Source organism: Brasilonema sennae CENA114, from assembly GCF_006968745.1.
Classification (GTDB): Bacteria; Cyanobacteriota; Cyanobacteriia; order Cyanobacteriales; family Nostocaceae; genus Brasilonema; species Brasilonema sennae.
This window is the reverse complement of the sequence record NZ_CP030118.1, coordinates 2,539,958-2,557,244: the sequence shown is the minus strand read 5'-3', so window position 1 is coordinate 2,557,244 and position 17,287 is coordinate 2,539,958. Positions and strand designations below refer to the sequence as shown.

The following is a 17,287-nucleotide window of genomic DNA, read 5'->3' as shown; positions in this document are numbered from 1 at the left end:
AAACACTACAAAATTTATTTCAAAAAAATGTGTTTAGGAATTCCAGGTAAAATTATCGAAATCACTGACGTGAAACAAAAACTAGCTGTTGTCAATGTTGGTGGTGTGAAGCGTCAAGTCAATATTGCTTGTATCGTTGATGAACAGCATTCAGTGGAATCATGTGTCGGCGATTGGGTGCTAGTTCATGTTGGCTTTGCGATGAATCGAATTAATGAAAAAGAAGCTATGGAAACACTGCAACTCTTGGAAGAATTAGCAGAAGCAGTAGCAATAGATTCATATAGGAATCCGGTTTGATTTCTGAATTTACTCGTGGAGGTAGGGAACGCTTAACAGGGAACAGAAAGTGTACTGAGTTTTTTTAAAAAATCACATATTATACTATATAGCAGTCCTAAATGATTCGTGAAAAAACAAGAACCACGACAACTTTTGCGAAGTCGGGGATCTGAACGCAATCAAATTTTTCTTCTAATTTTAATATGAAATACGTTGATGAATTTCGAGAACCTAAAAAAGCTGATGCTTTATTCCGCGCCATAGAAAAATTATCTCAACGGCTCAAAAAGCCTATCAAAATAATGGAAGTGTGTGGTGGGCACACTCATTCTATTTTCAAATATGGAATTGAAGAAATTTTACCTGAGACAATTGAATTAATTCATGGTCCAGGTTGTCCTGTATGTGTGATGCCAAGAGGAAGGCTAGATGATGCTATCTCTATCTCCCTAAAACCAAACGTTATCTTCACGACTTTTGGAGATGCCATGCGCGTTCCTGGTTCTAAAACAAACTTGTTGCAAGCGAAAGCACAAGGGGCGGACATTCGTATGGTTTACTCTCCCCTCGATAGTCTACAAATTGCTAAGGACAACCCTCATAAAGAAGTTGTCTTCTTCGCCTTGGGTTTTGAAACAACTGCCCCCAGCACTGCTTTGACTATCTTGCAAGCAGCATCTGAAAAAATTCAGAATTTCAGTATGTTTTCTAATCACGTCCTCGTGATTCCTGCCTTAAAAGCACTTTTAGATAATCCGGATTTACAGCTCGATGGATTTATTGGTCCGGGTCATGTCAGTATGGTGATTGGCAGTGACCCTTATCAATTTATTTCCCAACAATATCAAAAACCTATTGTGGTTTCTGGCTTTGAACCTTTAGATATTATTCAATCCATTTGGATGCTGTTGCAACAGATTGTCGAAAATCGTTGTGAAGTTGAAAATCAATATAACAGGTTGGTAGAGAAGACAGGAAATCAGGTGGCGATCACCACGATGAATAAAGTCTTTGAAAACCGAGAAAGTTTTGAGTGGCGCGGTTTAGGTGAGATTCCCAAGTCTGGATTAAAAATCCGTGCCCAATATGCTCAATTTGATGCAGAATTAAAATTTATCCTTCCCAACCTGCAAGTTGCTGACCATAAAGCGTGTCTTTGTGGAGAAATCCTCAAAGGAGTGTTGAAACCTTGGCAGTGTAAGGTCTTTGGAACAGCTTGCACTCCAGAAACACCGATTGGAACTTGCATGGTTTCTTCTGAAGGTGCTTGTGCAGCTTATTATAAGTATGGTAGCTTTTCTCACATGACTAAAAAAATGATGCTTGACAAAGAAAAACTAAGAGCATAGCAAAATCACAAGTCAAAAACCAAAGCTGAAAAAATCATTAGGGAATGCATATGCCATCTGTTACCGTCAAAATTGCTGAATGTGATTCTATTAGACTTAAGCGGAAACTGGCGCAAGCAGTTACTCACGCACTTGTTTCTACTTTGAACACTAAACCTGAATGGGTGACAGTTCACATAGAGAAATTTGAAAGCGAAAATTAGGCTGTTGAAGGTCTACTACATTCAGATAAGCATAGTGGTAGATACCATCACAAAACCACAAGATAATTCACGCATTCAAAAATGGGATTCTTGATTTTGAATTTTGAGAGAAGTTTGAGCGGAGAGCAGCGCCTTGCGGGGGTTCCCCCCGTTGTGGCGACTGCGGGAGGTTTCCTCCGTTCAAATCTATGCCCTAAGTCCTTACGGACACGCGCAAGGGACGCCCTTGGCGTGCGCTTGCGCTTACGGGTACGCGCTCGTCCCAAGGGGACACGCGCAAGGGACGCTATCGGTGATGAGCGAATTTTGAATTGGAGCGTTTGCGCAGCGCCAAAGTCTGCCGGGGGGATACTCCCCCCGGCGAGCTTTGCCCCTTAGGGGCTAGGGAGGGTCACTATCAGTGGTAGAGTCAAACCTGTAGACTTTAAGCAAGTGATAAAACTCTACAAAAGCATCTCCATGCAAGTCAAAGCGGACATCACACAACAAAACTCACAACCCCTCCGTGTGCTTATTGCAGGTGGTTCAATAAGTGGTTTATGTGCAGGCTTGGCGCTGCACTGTATTGGTTGTGATGTAGAAATTTTTGAGCGCGCCTCGTACCAAGGGGTAGCGCCTACATTTGGTGGTGTCCAAAGTCACGGTGCTGCTTTTGTTGTGCAGATGGAAATCAATCGGTTTCTGGCAGAACACGGTATTAGTACACCAGAAACGGTGGGTATGACTTCGTGCAAAAGACAATATATCAGCGGAGATGACAGCATCATTTGGGAAGAGTCAACACCCCAAGTCATGATTTCTTGGGATATGCTGTATCATCAACTGCGGAAAGTTTTCCCAGATGAACGTTACCATCAACGAAACAGTGTTATTGGTTTTCAACAGAGTGATAACTGCTTGGTGGTGCACTTTGAAGACGGACGCGAACAAAAGTGTGATTTACTGATTGGGGCTGACGGTATTGATTCAACCATACGTCAGCAACTGATATTGGATGCTATACCTCAGTATGCAGGCTATGTTGCATGGCGAGGGTTGGTAGACGAAAATGTATTTTCATTAGAGGTTGCAAAATTCTTTGCCGAGAAATTCACCTTCTTTCACGGACCTAGCATGCAGACACTGTGCTATCTGGTACCTGGACTAAACGGGGAGTTAGACGAAGGAAAACGCCGCCTCAATTGGCTTTGGTATTTTAATGTCCCAGACGGCGAACAGTTGAATGCAGTCATGACTAACCACCAAGGACGAGTACGAAAGTTTTTCATGCCTCAAGGAGAGGTTCGAGAAGAAGTTGTTCAACAGATGAGAGTAGTAGCAAAGAAATATTTACCAGAAATCTTTCAATATTTGTTTGAACTGACAGACAAACCCTTCATTCAACCCATCTACGACTTATCTGTACCACGTATGGTTTTTGGACGGGTGTGTTTAATTGGTGATGCTGCATTTGTCGTCCGTCCTCACACGGCTGCGGGAATTTCTAAAGCTGTGATGAATGCTATTGAACTCGCGCAAGGGTTACAGGAATCTGGCGGTGATGTGCTGGCGGCGTTAAAACAATGGGAACCAATCCAGTTAGCGATGGGGAATTACCTCAAAGTTTTGGGCGTAACTCTAGGAGATCGTTTTAGATTAGGTCATCCCTTTGGGGAATTCAAAATTATCAATTCCACGGATGAATCCGCTAAAATAACTAAGCAGAATTTGAGATGAACTTTTCCAATTCTCACTCAACACAGTATTCCTTATTTCAAAAAATCGAAAAAATCCGCCGTCAGAAAAATAAAGTGCCAGACACTCATATCACCCTCGCACATGGTAGTGGCGGTAAAGCAATGCGCGATTTAATAGATGATATTTTTATTCAGAATTTTGATAATCCAACTCTCTCTCAATTAGAAGACCAAGCCCGTTTTGACTTAGCAAGTTTTATAAAACAGGGAGACAGACTTGCTTTTACAACTGATTCTTATGTTGTAGACCCGTTATTTTTTCCAGGTGGTGATATTGGAACATTAGCCATCAATGGCACGGTTAATGATTTAGCAATGAGTGGTGCCAAACCATTATATCTTAGCTGTAGTGTCATTTTAGAAGAAGGTTTGCCTGTAGAAACTTTGCGGCGTGTTGCGCAAAGTATGCAAGCAGCAGCTCAAAAAGCTGGCGTACAAGTTGTAACTGGTGACACAAAAGTCGTCCATCGTGGTGCAGCAGATAAATTATTTATCAACACTTCTGGTATTGGTATTATTCCAACAGGAGTAAATGTTTCTGCCCACAATATTCAACCAGGAGATGCAATTATTATTAATGGTGAGTTGGGCAATCATGGTACAGCAATTTTAATTGCCCGTGGAGAATTAGCATTAGACACTGATATTGAAAGCGACTGTCAGCCGTTGAATAATTTAGTTGAAACTATTCTAAATGTTTGTCCTGAAGTTCATGCTATGCGGGATGCAACACGTGGTGGTTTAGCCACAGTATTAAATGAATTTGCTCTAGGTTCTGGTGTGGGAATTCGCCTAGATGAACAGTCTATCCCAGTGCGTGAAGAAGTTAAAGGTGTTTGTGAACTTTTAGGTTTAGATCCATTGTATTTGGCAAATGAAGGTAAGTTCGTCGTCGTGGTAGGACGCGAAAATGCTGACACTGTTGTCTCAGCTATGAAATCTCACCCAGCCGGAAAAGATGCTTGTATTATTGGTGAAGTGATTCCCTCACCTTCTGGTGTTGTCTTTTTAAAAACTGCTTTTGGTGCTGAACGTATTGTTGATATGCTTGTTGGTGAGCAATTACCAAGAATTTGTTAATTCACCGGAATGCACCTCATCCATAGTATGCCTTGAACTCAAGTTCAAGGCTAACAGCTTAAGTCCGTTAAAACGGACTCTTGTTAGTCTTTGAGTCTGTTATAAATATACTAAAAAATATTTCCAGTTTGAGTCCATTTTAATGGACTTCGCCTATTAGCCTGGGACTTACAGTCCTAGGCGGACGAGAACCAAGTGAAATAAAATGTAATTCTTTTGACATTTATGACCAGGTGCAAGTTTTAACGGACTTGAACTTTAAGCCAAGAAATTTATTTCTTGGCGGACTAACATTATGGTGCAAAATCCGAGTTAATTCAATAATTTGTTAATTATGGTACGTTACACTCCAAAAATTGCCTCTACCATTGAAGACTGATGAGGCATTCACTCAACACTTCAATGCATGAATTAGGAATTACTCAAAATGTTGTGGCTATTGTAGCTGAATATGCCAATGGCACAAAAATCAAAAGAGTATTACTAGAAATTGGTAAGCTTTCAGCTATTATGCCAGAAGCTGTACAATTTTGTTTTGATATTTGTACTCAAGGAACTGTTTTAGAAGGGGCAAAGTTAGATATTTTAGAAACCCCAGGATTAGCAAAGTGCCGTCAATGTGGTGCAGAAATTCCTTTAGAAAAGCCTTTTGGAAGTTGTCCGTGTGGGAGTGTGCATTTGGATTTAATAGCTGGAGAAGAACTGAAAATTAAGGAAATAGAAATAGAGGAACTATGTGTGTAACTTGTGGTTGTTCTGATGATGCTGAAGTGAAAATGACTAATCCCGAAACAGGCGAAGTCGCAACAATGGACTCTTCAAATAATACCGACCATCACCATCAGCATCACCATACTCATACTTTACCAGATGGTACTGTCATCACGCATTCCCACACTCATGATGATGTCACAGAATCATCTCATATTCATGCCAAAGTACATAACACAACTTTGGCTTTAGAGCATGATATTTTAGCAAAAAATAACCTGATAGCTGCCCAAAATCGAGGATGGTTTAAGGGTCGAAATATCCTTCCATTAAATCTGATGAGTTCACCTGGTTCAGGAAAAACGACTCTCTTAACTCGAACTATCAATGATTTAAAGCATCAGTTGCCTATCAACGTTATTGAAGGCGACCAAGAAACAACAAATGATGCCAAAAAAATTCAAGAAACTGGCTGTAAAGTTGTCCAAATCAACACTGGAACAGGTTGTCATCTAGATGCAGCAATGGTGGATAGAGGGTTACAACAACTCAATCCACCTCTCGATTCAGTGGTGATGATAGAGAATGTTGGTAATCTTGTTTGTCCAGCTTTATTTGATTTAGGAGAACTTTTTAAAGTCGTCATTCTCTCAGTCACGGAAGGAGAAGATAAGCCGATAAAATATCCTCATATCTTCCGCGCAAGTCAGGTGATGATTCTCACGAAAATAGATTTGCTACCTCATGTACAATTTGATGTTCAACGTTGTGTAGAATACGCCAAGCAAGTGAATCCTCAAATTCAAGTTTTTCAAGTTTCTGCAATGACAGGAACTGGATTAGAGAATTGGTATGAGTGGCTACTGGGTAGGGTTGTTTCTAGCGAGTACACGGGGCGCGGAAATAAAGTTACCTTGATGGGGTAAGTTTATGAATAATTTGAGCCATTCAATCCAGTAGTGCGTTGTAATATCACCGAGGGTGATAGTGATTTCGTTAATGCCGACATGAAGATAGGAAGTAATTTCAAAGCGATCAATAGTATAGTTATCGCTTCGGGGATCGTGGTTAGCAGCTACACACTTGTTATTAACCTCAATCTTTACGGGTGAATATCCTTTCTTACCACCTGTTCCGCAAGAGAGATGGCTTAGGTACAGTACTGCAAAAGTAGCTGGCTCTTGTAACTCAAAAATAGCTCGGATAAAACTGCGATTTGCGTACAGCAAACGGAGTTTACCATCGAAGGCTTCGGAGTCATCATTATTAAACGTTACAACTGATAAACCCTCTGCAGCGCTTCTCGTTCCTCCTGAAAACTCACAAGTTAACTGATAATTAGTTGCATCTCGGTCAGCTTGTTCTTGTTGCTGCTCAAGCTGAGCGCGTTGGCGATCGCCTTCTGCTGCTTCATCCGCATCTTTTTGCTCCTGAATTAGTTTTTGCTCCATCTCTTGACGGTTGACTCGTACAAGAGCGTTGATATCTTGCTTTCGTACAATTGCAGACAGATCAAAAGCAGGTTTGCCAGCTATAAGTGACAAAGTGTTCACATAGCTGGAGGCTCTTCCACAAATACCTATTGCCACGTATTCATCAGGTACATACACTTCTACCCATTCAGGAGAACCAAATGTCTTAACATAAGATGGCAGTTGAGGTATCAATGGTTCGCTGATAAGTTCTTCATTAGTCACTTGCCCATTCAACCACCTGCGCCAAATCAGACTAAGGGCATTGATAGCTCCATGTCCGTAGTAATTCACAGTTTGAAAGCGTAAACCTACAAGCACATACCCAAATTGTAGGAAAATATCTCCACCGCCTCCATTGTCTCCCTGCTGCGTCCCAATATAAAGTTCGGATCTAATAGAGCGATCTGCCTCAAGAGGTTGGAAAATTGGCATGACTGCATTAATAATGTCGCCCTTGCGGATTTGCATTCCAGTCATGACACAAGTATGAGAAATTTGTTCAAAATAGTTTCCTGAAGCACCTTGGGGGTTTGGAATTTCCAAGGGTATTAAATTTTTATCAAGCGATTTGTAGTGCATTTTCAATCTTTAAAGATATAGCTTTTATTTAAAAGATAAATTATGCTTGATGTGAATTAGGAGTGACGGGGCGACAAAAGTAAGAAGATAAAAATTACCACTAATATCAAGTCCGGTTGATTACTTATTGTTGTCAAAACCCAAATCTCTTCCTCTGTCCTAATGATAAGTCTTTAGCCGGACACGATATAATTTTACTGCAACTTCCTCATAGTTATGAGCTAGCATTAGTGACCTAGTGCACGCAATCGCGCACTAGATCACCGCAACTCTTGTTTTAAACCGATAAGTTTATTACCCAACGCTTGACTGCTTCCCGTCCTTCGGGAATTTGGAAATACTCGAAGTGATTGCAGTCTAATACTTCAATTGTCAGCTTAGGGTAGGCTTTGCCCCTGACACCGCGCATACTAGATAACCCGACAGCGATATCGTTTTGCTCCCCAAATAAGTTGTCAAGAGTTCGATCTAGCACCTTCTGGGCGAGTCGGTTGAGACGCTTGCTTTCTGCCTCGCTCAACTGATTCTCTCCTGCGAGCACCAAGTATGGAACATTTGACGGCTCTTTGAGGGCGTTGAGCTTATTCAGGATAGCAGAGTTAACTGTCAGGTCGATAGAGCCAACACCTTCCTGGTAAAGCTGCTCTGGCAACCAATTGAATGCCCCCAACGGTGGAATAACCGAAGCCCGATTGGCAAAAACTGTGAGCAGGTAGACTATTCCCCGACCAAGGGTGGCAAGTGTCGAGCCATTGTTGGGAGGACCTGCCATTACCAACTTATCAACAAATTCGTGACCGCCTGAAAGCTCGATCATGCAGCGAGAAACCAAACAGCCCATACTGTGGGCGTAGACGTGAACGGTAATCTGGTCATCAGGACTGAAGCCACATTGCTGCTGTAAGGCTAGAGCTAGCTTAGCACCATTCTCTTCGACGCTCGTACCAAACGTCTCGTAGTCCCAAGTTAGTAGATGCTTGTAAGGCAAAACCTCATCCTGTAGGAAAGGAGCAAAGGTTTCGACCATCTGTCTAGTGTCTGCGGTGAATCCGTGGACAAAAAGAGCTACCGTATCACCTGATTGGAACTGATTTCGCTGAATATCGTGGTACTGAACCTTGCCATCAACCAGTTCTGCACGCCGCAGACCTATCTGTGGGGTGTAACGACCCATCTTTTTATAAACAAAGAGCTGGATGGTGTGCCCGATGCCGCGCTTAGTGGGAGTAACAGAAGGTGGTAGTTTTTCTACGTTCACAGTATTTGCACTGACTGCATAGCCGACTGGCAGGTAGTCTTCACCATCAAAAGCTATGGCCAAAAGGTCTGCCGCTTCCTCGTTGGCAACGGTTGGCAATTTCAAGGGTAGCGGGTTGTTTAGCGTAATACTCTGGCGCGATGTCTCGTCCACATCAAAGGAGATGACAAACGCTGAAGAGCCAAAATTGCTATCAATACTACGTGTTCCCGAACGTCCAATAGGTTGAAAAAGGTCTGGGAATTGATCAAGACCTGGTGGTAACTTTAAACTGGGGTTCCCTTCGAGACTCCGAGTCGCTTGGCTCAATGTAGTTACAGTAACTTCACCCTGAAAACCTTCAGGCTTCATTAGCGTGAGTTCATTGTTTAAGCTAATAGTTTCGGCTGGGGTATTCAGCGTTGTGGTTTGGAAGCCACGCACGACATTAACAAAAAGAGAAGTTGTTGCCCAGTCTTCTAGATTTTCTGTTTCATCAGAGCCAGCGAAGCGCTTGCCAGAAAGAACACAATCTAAGAGTCGTTCTAAAGGTGAAGAAGAAGCAGCTCTGGTTTTTTGCGGAGGTTGAACGTTTAGCCCTTTCTGCTCCAACCACTTGAAATCAGTGGGGTTAGTTGTAACAATAACTTTTAAATAATCCCGGCAGGAATCCCATCCGACAGGCAAGCGGAACTTTAGCCGCTCGTTCTTATTGTCGAGACCTATGGTAAGCTTGCCACCCTTCGGGTTAATAGCATCTTTTTGACCCGACTGCGGATACTGAAGTTTGATACTGTAGTCAGGATTGAGAAGCAAAAGGTGAGCATAAATGGGTTTCGACGATTCGTTAATTACCTCTAGAACGTACCGATTGGAGTCTTTGTCTTCCGGATCTAAGGTAAGGGTGATTTCCCCACCTGTGCCAACAGTGCCCGCCGGAAGTTCTTGCATATGAGAATCATCAGCACCCGTTACATCATAACGAAGTAGGTGGAGTTTTACCTTGCCTACTAGCTCCGATTCCGACTCTTTATTATCAAGGCTCTGGAGAGTGCGGTAGCGAACAATACTCTCTAGGGAATGAAGTACGGCTATCTCATCACCGCCCCCATCTTTGATGTCTTCTGGAACAACTAGCTGTTCACCCGTGGTGTTGTAGATGTTCAACTTCCCATCAGCAGCTTTAACTCGGAAATCAGCTACTTCACTATTTTCTTGCACCTTCAAGTAAGGTGAACCGCTACCGGAATTTGTATCAAGGATTGCTCGCAAATCTGCGATCGCCTTCTGGTTTTCTTCACCAGAATCTGCTTCTAGAGCTACTGTTTGGCGCAGCCCAGCATAAACTTGTTTGGTGATTAGACCACGGGCGAAAATGGGAATAGAAACAATAGGCGCACCCTCCTTGATGCTTGCTTTGGCTGTAGTCGCTGACACTGAGGTCACTTCAACTGTTGTCAGAACTGCTGGTAAATCCTTCTTTGTTTGCACTTGGGGTGGATAAAGAGTTAGTTCAGTTCCTTCATGCAACCCATGTATCAAACCAGCTTCTAGAGTAACTTCATTCTCGTCTACCTTCTGCACGGTAATGAAGGGATCTCGCTCGATCCGCACTCCTCCAAATATCATTCGGTAGCGATCGCCCTCACACTGGGGCATCTGTGAAGGATATTTTGTATTTACCTTAACTGCTACCTGCTCGTAAAGTTCAGCATAGGTCGTCTTTGGGGTGATGTTGCGAAGGGCTTGTAAAGTAAAGTAGGTCAGCGCACCATGCCATACATTATTTTTATCATTATCACTGCTGAGATACTCGTTCGATAGTTCGTTGTCCCGACAACCTGCTAGGAGGACGTGGGTGATACCTTCGGTTTGCCAGCCACTCGCACCCGTTCCTCGACGGGGTGCGCCTTCTAGGATGCCAGTATCCAAGTCAGGTGGTGGGATGCGATTGTCGGGTTCAACATTGCGGGTTTGAGCCAGATTTGGATCGCGAGTCCCCGAACCGGAATGGCAACAGTCGAGAATTACAGTAATATTATTACCCTTGCGCTCTGCAAGTTTATCCAGCAAACCAGCAAGAGTCTTGTCAGGAATATCAAAAACCTCTGGACTTCTACTGTCATGGGGAACGAGAGTTTCGTTTTGTCCGTCAGGCTCTTTCGGATTTGGCATCTGAGAACCATGACCACTGTAATGAAAGAAAATTTGGCTTCCTGGTTGAATGTCTGAATTGTCGATGAAAAATTCCTGAAAGTTTTGAAGGATATTAGCGCGAGTCGCCTCTTGGTTGGTCAAGACACGGATCTGATTTTCGGGAACACCCAGTTGATTTCTGAGGTAAATCCGCATTGCCTCAACATCATTGACGCAGCCATTAAGGTTATTAATATGCAAGTATTCATCAATGCCAATTAGTAGCGCCCATAAGGAAGAATCATTGGTTAGATTCGGTTGTTGTGCAGTCATAATTTCTCTCCTGAAATTTGCAAGTATTTTCCGCTGATTTAAGTTCTTGAGTTTGACCGATTTATTTCTCAAAGGAAATGAATGAACGCATCTGCAATTTATACAGCTTCTTGAAAGATAGATTGCTTTGCTTCGCCAATTAATGTAAAAGCAGCCCACTGCAACGGAGAGGCATATTTTTGCTTAGTAGCCAGCATCGCGTTTCTTAATGCAGTCGCTTTGTCAAGCTTTTGTTGTAAATTTTGATAAAATTGGGTCATCAGGAACGCCGTGGAATCATCTGAAATCGCCCACAATGAGACAATCACACTCGGAACGCCTTTAGAAATAAAGGAGCGAGATAAGCCGATCACGCCATCCCCGGTTAATCGTCCCTGTCCAGTGTTACAGGCACTCAGAACAACTAACTCAGCTTTTGGCATGTTTAAATTCATGATTTCTGTAGCCGTAAGCCAACCATCATCTGTTCCTAACGGCGCTAAAGCGATCGCTCCTGGTATCTTTGATTCGTCAACGTCATTGAATAACCCGTGAGTTGCTAGATGAATAATCCCTGCTGTTGGCATCCGCTCGATAATAGCAACCTTAGTGGCTTTATCGCCTATAAATGCTTTGGTATTCAACAAGGGAGCGATTTGTTTGGCTTCTTGTTCTGCACCCGGAAGAGGACTCAACTGATGAGATTTAAAAAGCGGCATTGTAGGATTGCCTACCACCAATACATCCTGAAGCTCCATCTTTTGGACTTGTTGCTGGTGTTGGCGAGTTAGTTCTAGAACTTGGATGGAAGGAGCGGTAAGGATGGTGTGCTGCTCAATGAGATATTTACCAGAAGCATCTTGGAGGGCTGGGAAAGGAACAAGAAATAGACTGTTTTGGGGGATAAAAATGACCCGCTCATCTGGATCTTTTGGGAGAAGGTTAGCGATAGGTTCAATGAGAATTTTATAAAGTTGCTGTAATTGTTTGTTGTTTCCTTGAACATCCTTATCACTATCGTTTCCATCCGAGTCAACAAAGCGCGTTCCCCAAACACCAATGGATTCACGGGCGATCTCAACCAGCTTTTCTAGAGATGTATTAAATTCCTGTAATAGGGGTTGGAGGTCAACTTGGCGAAAAGCAATTTTATCTTCATCGGATGGTTTGACTACCCAAATCAATAAAGTACTTGACCACAAAATTGAGTATTCAACCAGTGTGGCATTGTGCTGATGGGCGATTTGTATAATCTGCTTAACAGAGGGGAGAGTGTCTATCTTTTGCTCAGCTGATTGTCCACTTAAACCCTTGTTCAATAATTCTACAAGCGCCCTAGCTCGACCCCGTTCGGCAATTTCCAAAGCAGCTAAGGGTTTCTTCTGGTCAATGAGGGCAGCTTGCAGTAGCTGGTAAGTTCTGGCTTGCTGCTCAAAGATTGATACTTTAAAGTCATCACGGTCTTCCAATTTCCCCCGTACAGACTCCCAGAGCTCAATTCCCTCGCTCAGCTTGCGTTGTGCTTCCTCAATTTGACCTAAGTAGAGGAGAGCAACTGCTATATCAGTTAGAGTACTCGCTTCCCCAGAATAGTTTTTGAGTTCCCTCATGATTTCCAAACTCTGGTTGAACTCATTGAGAGCTTCAGTATATCTGCCCTGTGCAAGATAAATGCTTCCCCGAAAGCCAATAGAATTCCCTGTACCAATCTGATCCTGAAGTTGCTGCTTGAGTGTCAAGCTTTGTTCGTTGAAATCCGACGCCTGATCTAATTTCCCTTGGTTATAGTAAATTCCTGCTAGGGGTTGTAGAGCATTAGCCTTTTTCTGCAGAGCCATGTTCCGAAGCGGCTCATTATTTTTGTTACTAGCAATGTCCAATATCTCCTCAGCAATATCCAAACTCTCTTGGTAATATTTTTCCGCCTCGGCTAATTCCCTCTTCCTTGTGTAATAGCTTCCCAGACCTTGCAAACTGTTTACCTTGAGTTCGCCTCCAACCTCAAGATCTAACTTACTAGTGATGTCCAAACTTTGCTGGTAGTGTTTTTTTGCATCTGCTAATTGGTTTAAGGCTTGGTAATCAGTAGCTAGACAAAACAGAGCGCTAGCCTGTAAAAGGTCATTCTTCAAGTCCTGAGCGATCGCCAAAAGCTCCTTGTTTGACTTTATTGCCTCACCATAATTGCTTGTGTAATAATAAGAATCCTGTAAATGATACAGAGCATCCACCTCTTTTTCGAGGTCGCCTGTTTCTTGGAAGATGTCTTTAGCTTGCTTGTAACACTTAATTGCCTCAGGGAAATTCCTCCACTGTCCCGGAGCCCAATAATGAGCTTTTCCTATACAGGTTAGAGCAACTGCTTCTCCGTGACGATCGCCTATCTGCTGAGCAATTCTTAAACTTTTTGTACAGGTCTCTATAGCTTTGCCTAAGTCCCAGCTATAGGGAGGATTATAAGAGTGTCCTAAAGTATTGAGAATATCTACTTGTAGTTTCTTACTTGCTTCGCTATTTATCTGTTCGGCAATCGCCAAACCCCGCTCGTAATTATTTCTTGCACTGTCTAAATCTCTCAAGCCTTGATAATCAATTCCTAAATGGAACAGAGTTTCAGCCTGTAAAAAGGAATTTTTAAAGCTTTGGGCGATTACCAAAAGCCGCTTGCTTAACTCTATCGCTTTGGCATAGTCATTTGTGTAACGGTAAAAGAAACGTATATAGTACAGAAGTATGATTTCTATTTGCTGATAGCTTTTTTGTTGGCAGATGGTCAAAAGCTGCTCGTAGTACTTTATCGCCTTGGAAAACTCCTGATTTTCAAAGTTAGCATTTCTCAGAGTAACTAACAGATTAACGACAATCTTTATTAAGCGCTCAAAGGTCTGTATGTCGTTTCTTGTTGCCAAATTTGTTGCATAATCTAGCATGATTTGTACCAACCTAGCATCTATCAAATTTTGGTTGGCGCTGATTATTTTTGGTTCTTCACCAGTAAAACAATTTAGCACCGCTTCAATCAGATTGAGATAGGGTTGGCGGCTTTGTTCATTCATGTTAAGTATTAACGAGTTATTCATGATCCTTTGAATATGATTAGAACTTAGACATTGACAAAATATGGCTTGTATGAAAAAAGCCACATTAGATATAAATCACCTGAATTGACTAGGGATTTGAACTTAGAGGACATAAGTCCCTCCTTCTATTTCTTATATAGGTGTAAGTGAAATCAGGTTATACACTTAATTAGAAGGAGGACTTCTATTTCTTATATAGGTGTAAGTGAAATCAGGTTATACACTTAATTAGAAGGAGGACTTTTATTTCTTATATAGGTGTAAGTGAAATTAGCTTATACACTTAATTAGAAGGAGGACTTCTATTTCTTATATAGGTGTAAGTGAAATCAACTTATGCACTTAATTAGGATGAAACGTGGATTGTAAATAGCTAAAACATTTTACATACCAGTCCTTTTCAGCCCCAGATACAGACAATGCTTCCCTGACGAGCACGCACAATCATAATCCGGTCTTTTTGTACAGTGCGTAATTTATAGAGGCTTATTTATAATAAAAGTATTAATAAATACAAGATGTACGCAGATTTGTATCTGCGTACATCTGGAGGACACTTACCTCAACGAGAGAGAACCCCTGAGGTGAGTGTCCATTGTTTATCAGTGGTTTCACATTTATCTAACCTGATAAGTGATCACTGTTGAGTGTTATAACCAGTCCCGATAAGCCGATATTTCATTCACGCTAATTTCAAACGGCGTTCCCTTACCAAATGGAGGATAAACGCGGATTCTAGCGCTACTGGCAAACCGTTCTAGCCTATTTCCAATGGGTGCAATATTGCTGACTATATGCCAGTAACTGACGATGTCAGGACAATCAATGACTAGCATGAGGTAGCCACCATCTGTCGTAATATACCACTGACAGTTAGACAATAATGCTCGTGTAATCTGATCACAAGCTTCAAAAAAGCATCTGCCAGTGGAATGTTCGAGTTGCGATCGCAATATTTTGTCAAGGTGCGTCGCTTCTGTTGAAGGTAAATCCTCTGGAGGAAGGAAGGATTTATTTTTCATAGGAACCCCTTCAGGTTGCAAGGTGGGTTTGGAGGAAGTTGGGTTTACGATTACTGCTATGTTGTCAGCCAATGCAAATCCAACCACAAACGTGGATGTATTCGCTTGACATTCGACATAGGATCGCGCAATAGTCGCGTTGCGTTGAGGAAAACTACCTGAACGAGTCCCATATTTTCTGCTAGTTCTCGCAAAATTTCTTTGTGAGTTTGCACATGGGGCATCATTTTTTCAGAGCAATAAATTCCTATGTATCGCAAGCGTTTAGGAGGTCGTCCCCAGTAAGAGGAGATAACTTTCACATAACAGCCGTCTAGTGATTCTCCGACTTTTGGGTAATAGTGAGTGACGACCCTCATGAATTCTTGTGCTAGGATGTCTTCACTAATCATGAAATACTATCATTATGTAAGGATTGTCACATTATTTAATATAACATAATTTGACTATATTTATGCGAATAAATATCCGAAAATATTATAAAATTAAGGGTTGATTTTTATAACAAAAGTTATGAATTATCCTTTAATATCATTAAAGAAAAACTAATAAAAAAAGCGTAGAGTATACATCATATACTCTACGCTTTTAATTATAAAACCAGATAAAATGAGTAGTTTTTTACCTCATAATAATCATGTATTGTTTCCATAGCTCTCTGTGTCTTAACACAACTTTAGATTGAAGAGCTTAGTTTGTAATCCTCATTGTTATCGAGCATTACGTTCCGAATACAATACCTCTTCTACCATAAATGGTAAATTATTCGTGTCAATCTCTCTGTGTGAACCATGAATTGGTGAAATAAAAGTGTAATTCGGGTCACACGCTCCAGTATCATAAACTTGGACATACCACCTATCAGGAAATCCTCCGATAGCAAGTTCTACAATGTACCAATTGTCACCAGTTAGGCGAGAGTTAACAATGACAAACCATTGTCTGTCTTCTTCTGAAATATTCCACTCGGCCATCAGGAATTCTAACGCTATGTGTCCCGCGTCCGTTGCAGTCAATAACATTATTTACTCCTTTTCTGAAGTATCAGGGTACAGTCCCAGTTCCTTAGATAACTCACGTGCAACATGGATAAGAAACTGAGCTCCATCTGGATTATTGTTGTGTGCAAATCCACTTGCAACTTGTAACATTGTCTGTATCAAACCAGCATCAAGCAATTCTGGCTTAGCTTCTAAAACTTCTGGTTCTTGACCATTCGGACAACGAAGTAGCTGGTCAATGAGGCTGAAATATAAGTTTTCTCTTTGTTCTGTCATAGTTGGTTTATTGTTCAATTCCTTGTTGCCAAAGTCTTTCTAACATTTCTACTTGTTGCTGAAAAACACCTGCACGATAAATGAGATATCTGTCATATAAAAAAACAAGTAGTCCAAGAATTATAGGAAATAATAAAAGGAACCATTGTAAGAATTTGACAGTTTTGTCTGTTTTTTTATGATTTAGAGATTGCTTGACAAAGTTTGTGACAGAAAATTCTACAGAAGAGCTATCTTGATAGGATTTTTTACCTTCTTGCAGAGCTAATCCAACTTGACTCGTACTATTATGATTCGCTTCACAGGTTGAATTATTTGTTTGTGCTAGCTCCATATGGCGCTCCCAAACCATACTAAATACTAATATCTCTGGAGAAAGCACCACTAAAGTGACTGTACAAACTGTGAGTAATTGAACGAGTCTAAATTTCATTCAGCTATCATGAGTAACTGTTAAGTACTAACTGTTTGAGGACTAAGCTACCGCGCATGTAAGAATGTACACTCTTTGAAGTTATAGACCAATTGCTAGCACCCAACTCCGAAAGCAGTTCCTAAGGCATGAGAAACTCTCATTCACCCTATACCTACAGCACGCGCGGAATGAGACATGGGCACGTTGCTTTGAACAACGCTGTCTGACTGCTTTTGTTGCGGATTCAATCAGCGAATGCGTGAATTGTTTAAGAAGCCCCCCCTCATTCCTAGACTCGCGTCTAGAAGTTTGGGGGGTAGAGGGGAATCTCTGCGTAAATCCTATATCTTTTATATCAGTTGTCTTTGCTCAAGAGAGTTTATCCACCCTGGA

Annotated in this window: 15 protein-coding genes; 7 read left to right on the top strand and 8 right to left on the bottom strand. The window is 41.7% G+C overall.

What is annotated here, in order from left to right:
* Positions 1-27: 27 nt before the first annotated feature.
* From DP114_RS10930 to hypB, 7 genes are all read left to right on the top strand, one after another.
* Positions 28-300 (top strand): HypC/HybG/HupF family hydrogenase formation chaperone, encoded by a 273-nt coding sequence (locus DP114_RS10930; protein WP_169264954.1) that lies wholly within the window; start codon positions 28-30, stop codon positions 298-300.
* 185 nt (positions 301-485) lie between these two features.
* The gene (gene hypD / locus DP114_RS10925; protein WP_169264953.1) at positions 486-1,631 is read left to right on the top strand and encodes a hydrogenase formation protein HypD; all 1,146 of its coding nucleotides are present in this window, start codon (positions 486-488) and stop codon (positions 1,629-1,631) included.
* Between the two features lie 50 nt (positions 1,632-1,681).
* Positions 1,682-1,834: a tautomerase family protein gene (locus DP114_RS10920; protein ID WP_169264952.1), complete on the top strand. Its 153-nt coding sequence runs from the start codon at positions 1,682-1,684 to the stop codon at positions 1,832-1,834.
* A gap of 459 nt (positions 1,835-2,293) precedes the next feature.
* Positions 2,294-3,550, top strand: coding sequence for an FAD binding domain-containing protein (locus tag DP114_RS10915; protein ID WP_169264951.1), 1,257 nt, complete (start codon positions 2,294-2,296; stop codon positions 3,548-3,550).
* Entirely contained in the window at positions 3,547-4,650 is a 1,104-nt protein-coding gene (gene hypE / locus DP114_RS10910; RefSeq protein ID WP_171976083.1) for a hydrogenase expression/formation protein HypE, read from the top strand. Before DP114_RS10915 ends, hypE begins: the two co-directional genes overlap by 4 nt.
* A gap of 402 nt (positions 4,651-5,052) precedes the next feature.
* Positions 5,053-5,394 (top strand): hydrogenase maturation nickel metallochaperone HypA, encoded by a 342-nt coding sequence (gene hypA / locus DP114_RS10905; protein ID WP_169264962.1) that lies wholly within the window; start codon positions 5,053-5,055, stop codon positions 5,392-5,394.
* Positions 5,385-6,287, top strand: coding sequence for a hydrogenase nickel incorporation protein HypB (hypB, locus tag DP114_RS10900; RefSeq protein WP_171976082.1), 903 nt, complete (start codon positions 5,385-5,387; stop codon positions 6,285-6,287). The genes hypA and hypB overlap by 10 nt, the downstream gene beginning before the upstream one ends.
* On the opposite strand, the gene DP114_RS10895 is transcribed toward hypB, so the two are convergent.
* The 8 genes from DP114_RS10895 to DP114_RS10860 all read right to left on the bottom strand — a co-directional run bounded on the left by DP114_RS10895 (position 6,222) and on the right by DP114_RS10860 (position 16,912).
* Entirely contained in the window at positions 6,222-7,415 is a 1,194-nt protein-coding gene (locus DP114_RS10895) for a hypothetical protein (protein ID WP_171976081.1), read from the bottom strand. The two genes, hypB and DP114_RS10895, sit on opposite strands and share 66 nt — an antisense overlap.
* 277 nt (positions 7,416-7,692) lie before the next feature.
* Positions 7,693-11,121 (bottom strand): caspase family protein, encoded by a 3,429-nt coding sequence (locus DP114_RS10890; RefSeq protein WP_171976080.1) that lies wholly within the window; start codon positions 11,119-11,121, stop codon positions 7,693-7,695.
* Positions 11,122-11,219: 98 nt separating this feature from the next.
* Positions 11,220-14,180, bottom strand: a complete 2,961-nt coding sequence (locus DP114_RS10885) for a CHAT domain-containing protein (protein WP_171976079.1) — start codon at positions 14,178-14,180, stop codon at positions 11,220-11,222.
* Between the two features lie 650 nt (positions 14,181-14,830).
* Positions 14,831-15,202: a hypothetical protein gene (locus DP114_RS10880; protein ID WP_169264946.1), complete on the bottom strand. Its 372-nt coding sequence runs from the start codon at positions 15,200-15,202 to the stop codon at positions 14,831-14,833.
* Between the two features lie 56 nt (positions 15,203-15,258).
* The gene (locus DP114_RS10875) at positions 15,259-15,594 is read right to left on the bottom strand and encodes a hypothetical protein (protein WP_169264945.1); all 336 of its coding nucleotides are present in this window, start codon (positions 15,592-15,594) and stop codon (positions 15,259-15,261) included.
* 318 nt (positions 15,595-15,912) lie between these two features.
* A complete protein-coding gene (locus DP114_RS10870; protein ID WP_169264944.1) occupies positions 15,913-16,224 on the bottom strand; it encodes a hypothetical protein in 312 nt (103 codons plus the stop codon).
* Positions 16,225-16,227: 3 nt separating this feature from the next.
* On the bottom strand, positions 16,228-16,479 hold the full coding sequence (locus DP114_RS10865; protein WP_169264943.1) for a hypothetical protein: 252 nt from the start codon (positions 16,477-16,479) through the stop codon (positions 16,228-16,230).
* 7 nt (positions 16,480-16,486) lie between these two features.
* Positions 16,487-16,912: a hypothetical protein gene (locus tag DP114_RS10860; protein WP_169264942.1), complete on the bottom strand. Its 426-nt coding sequence runs from the start codon at positions 16,910-16,912 to the stop codon at positions 16,487-16,489.
* Positions 16,913-17,287: the final 375 nt, after the last annotated feature.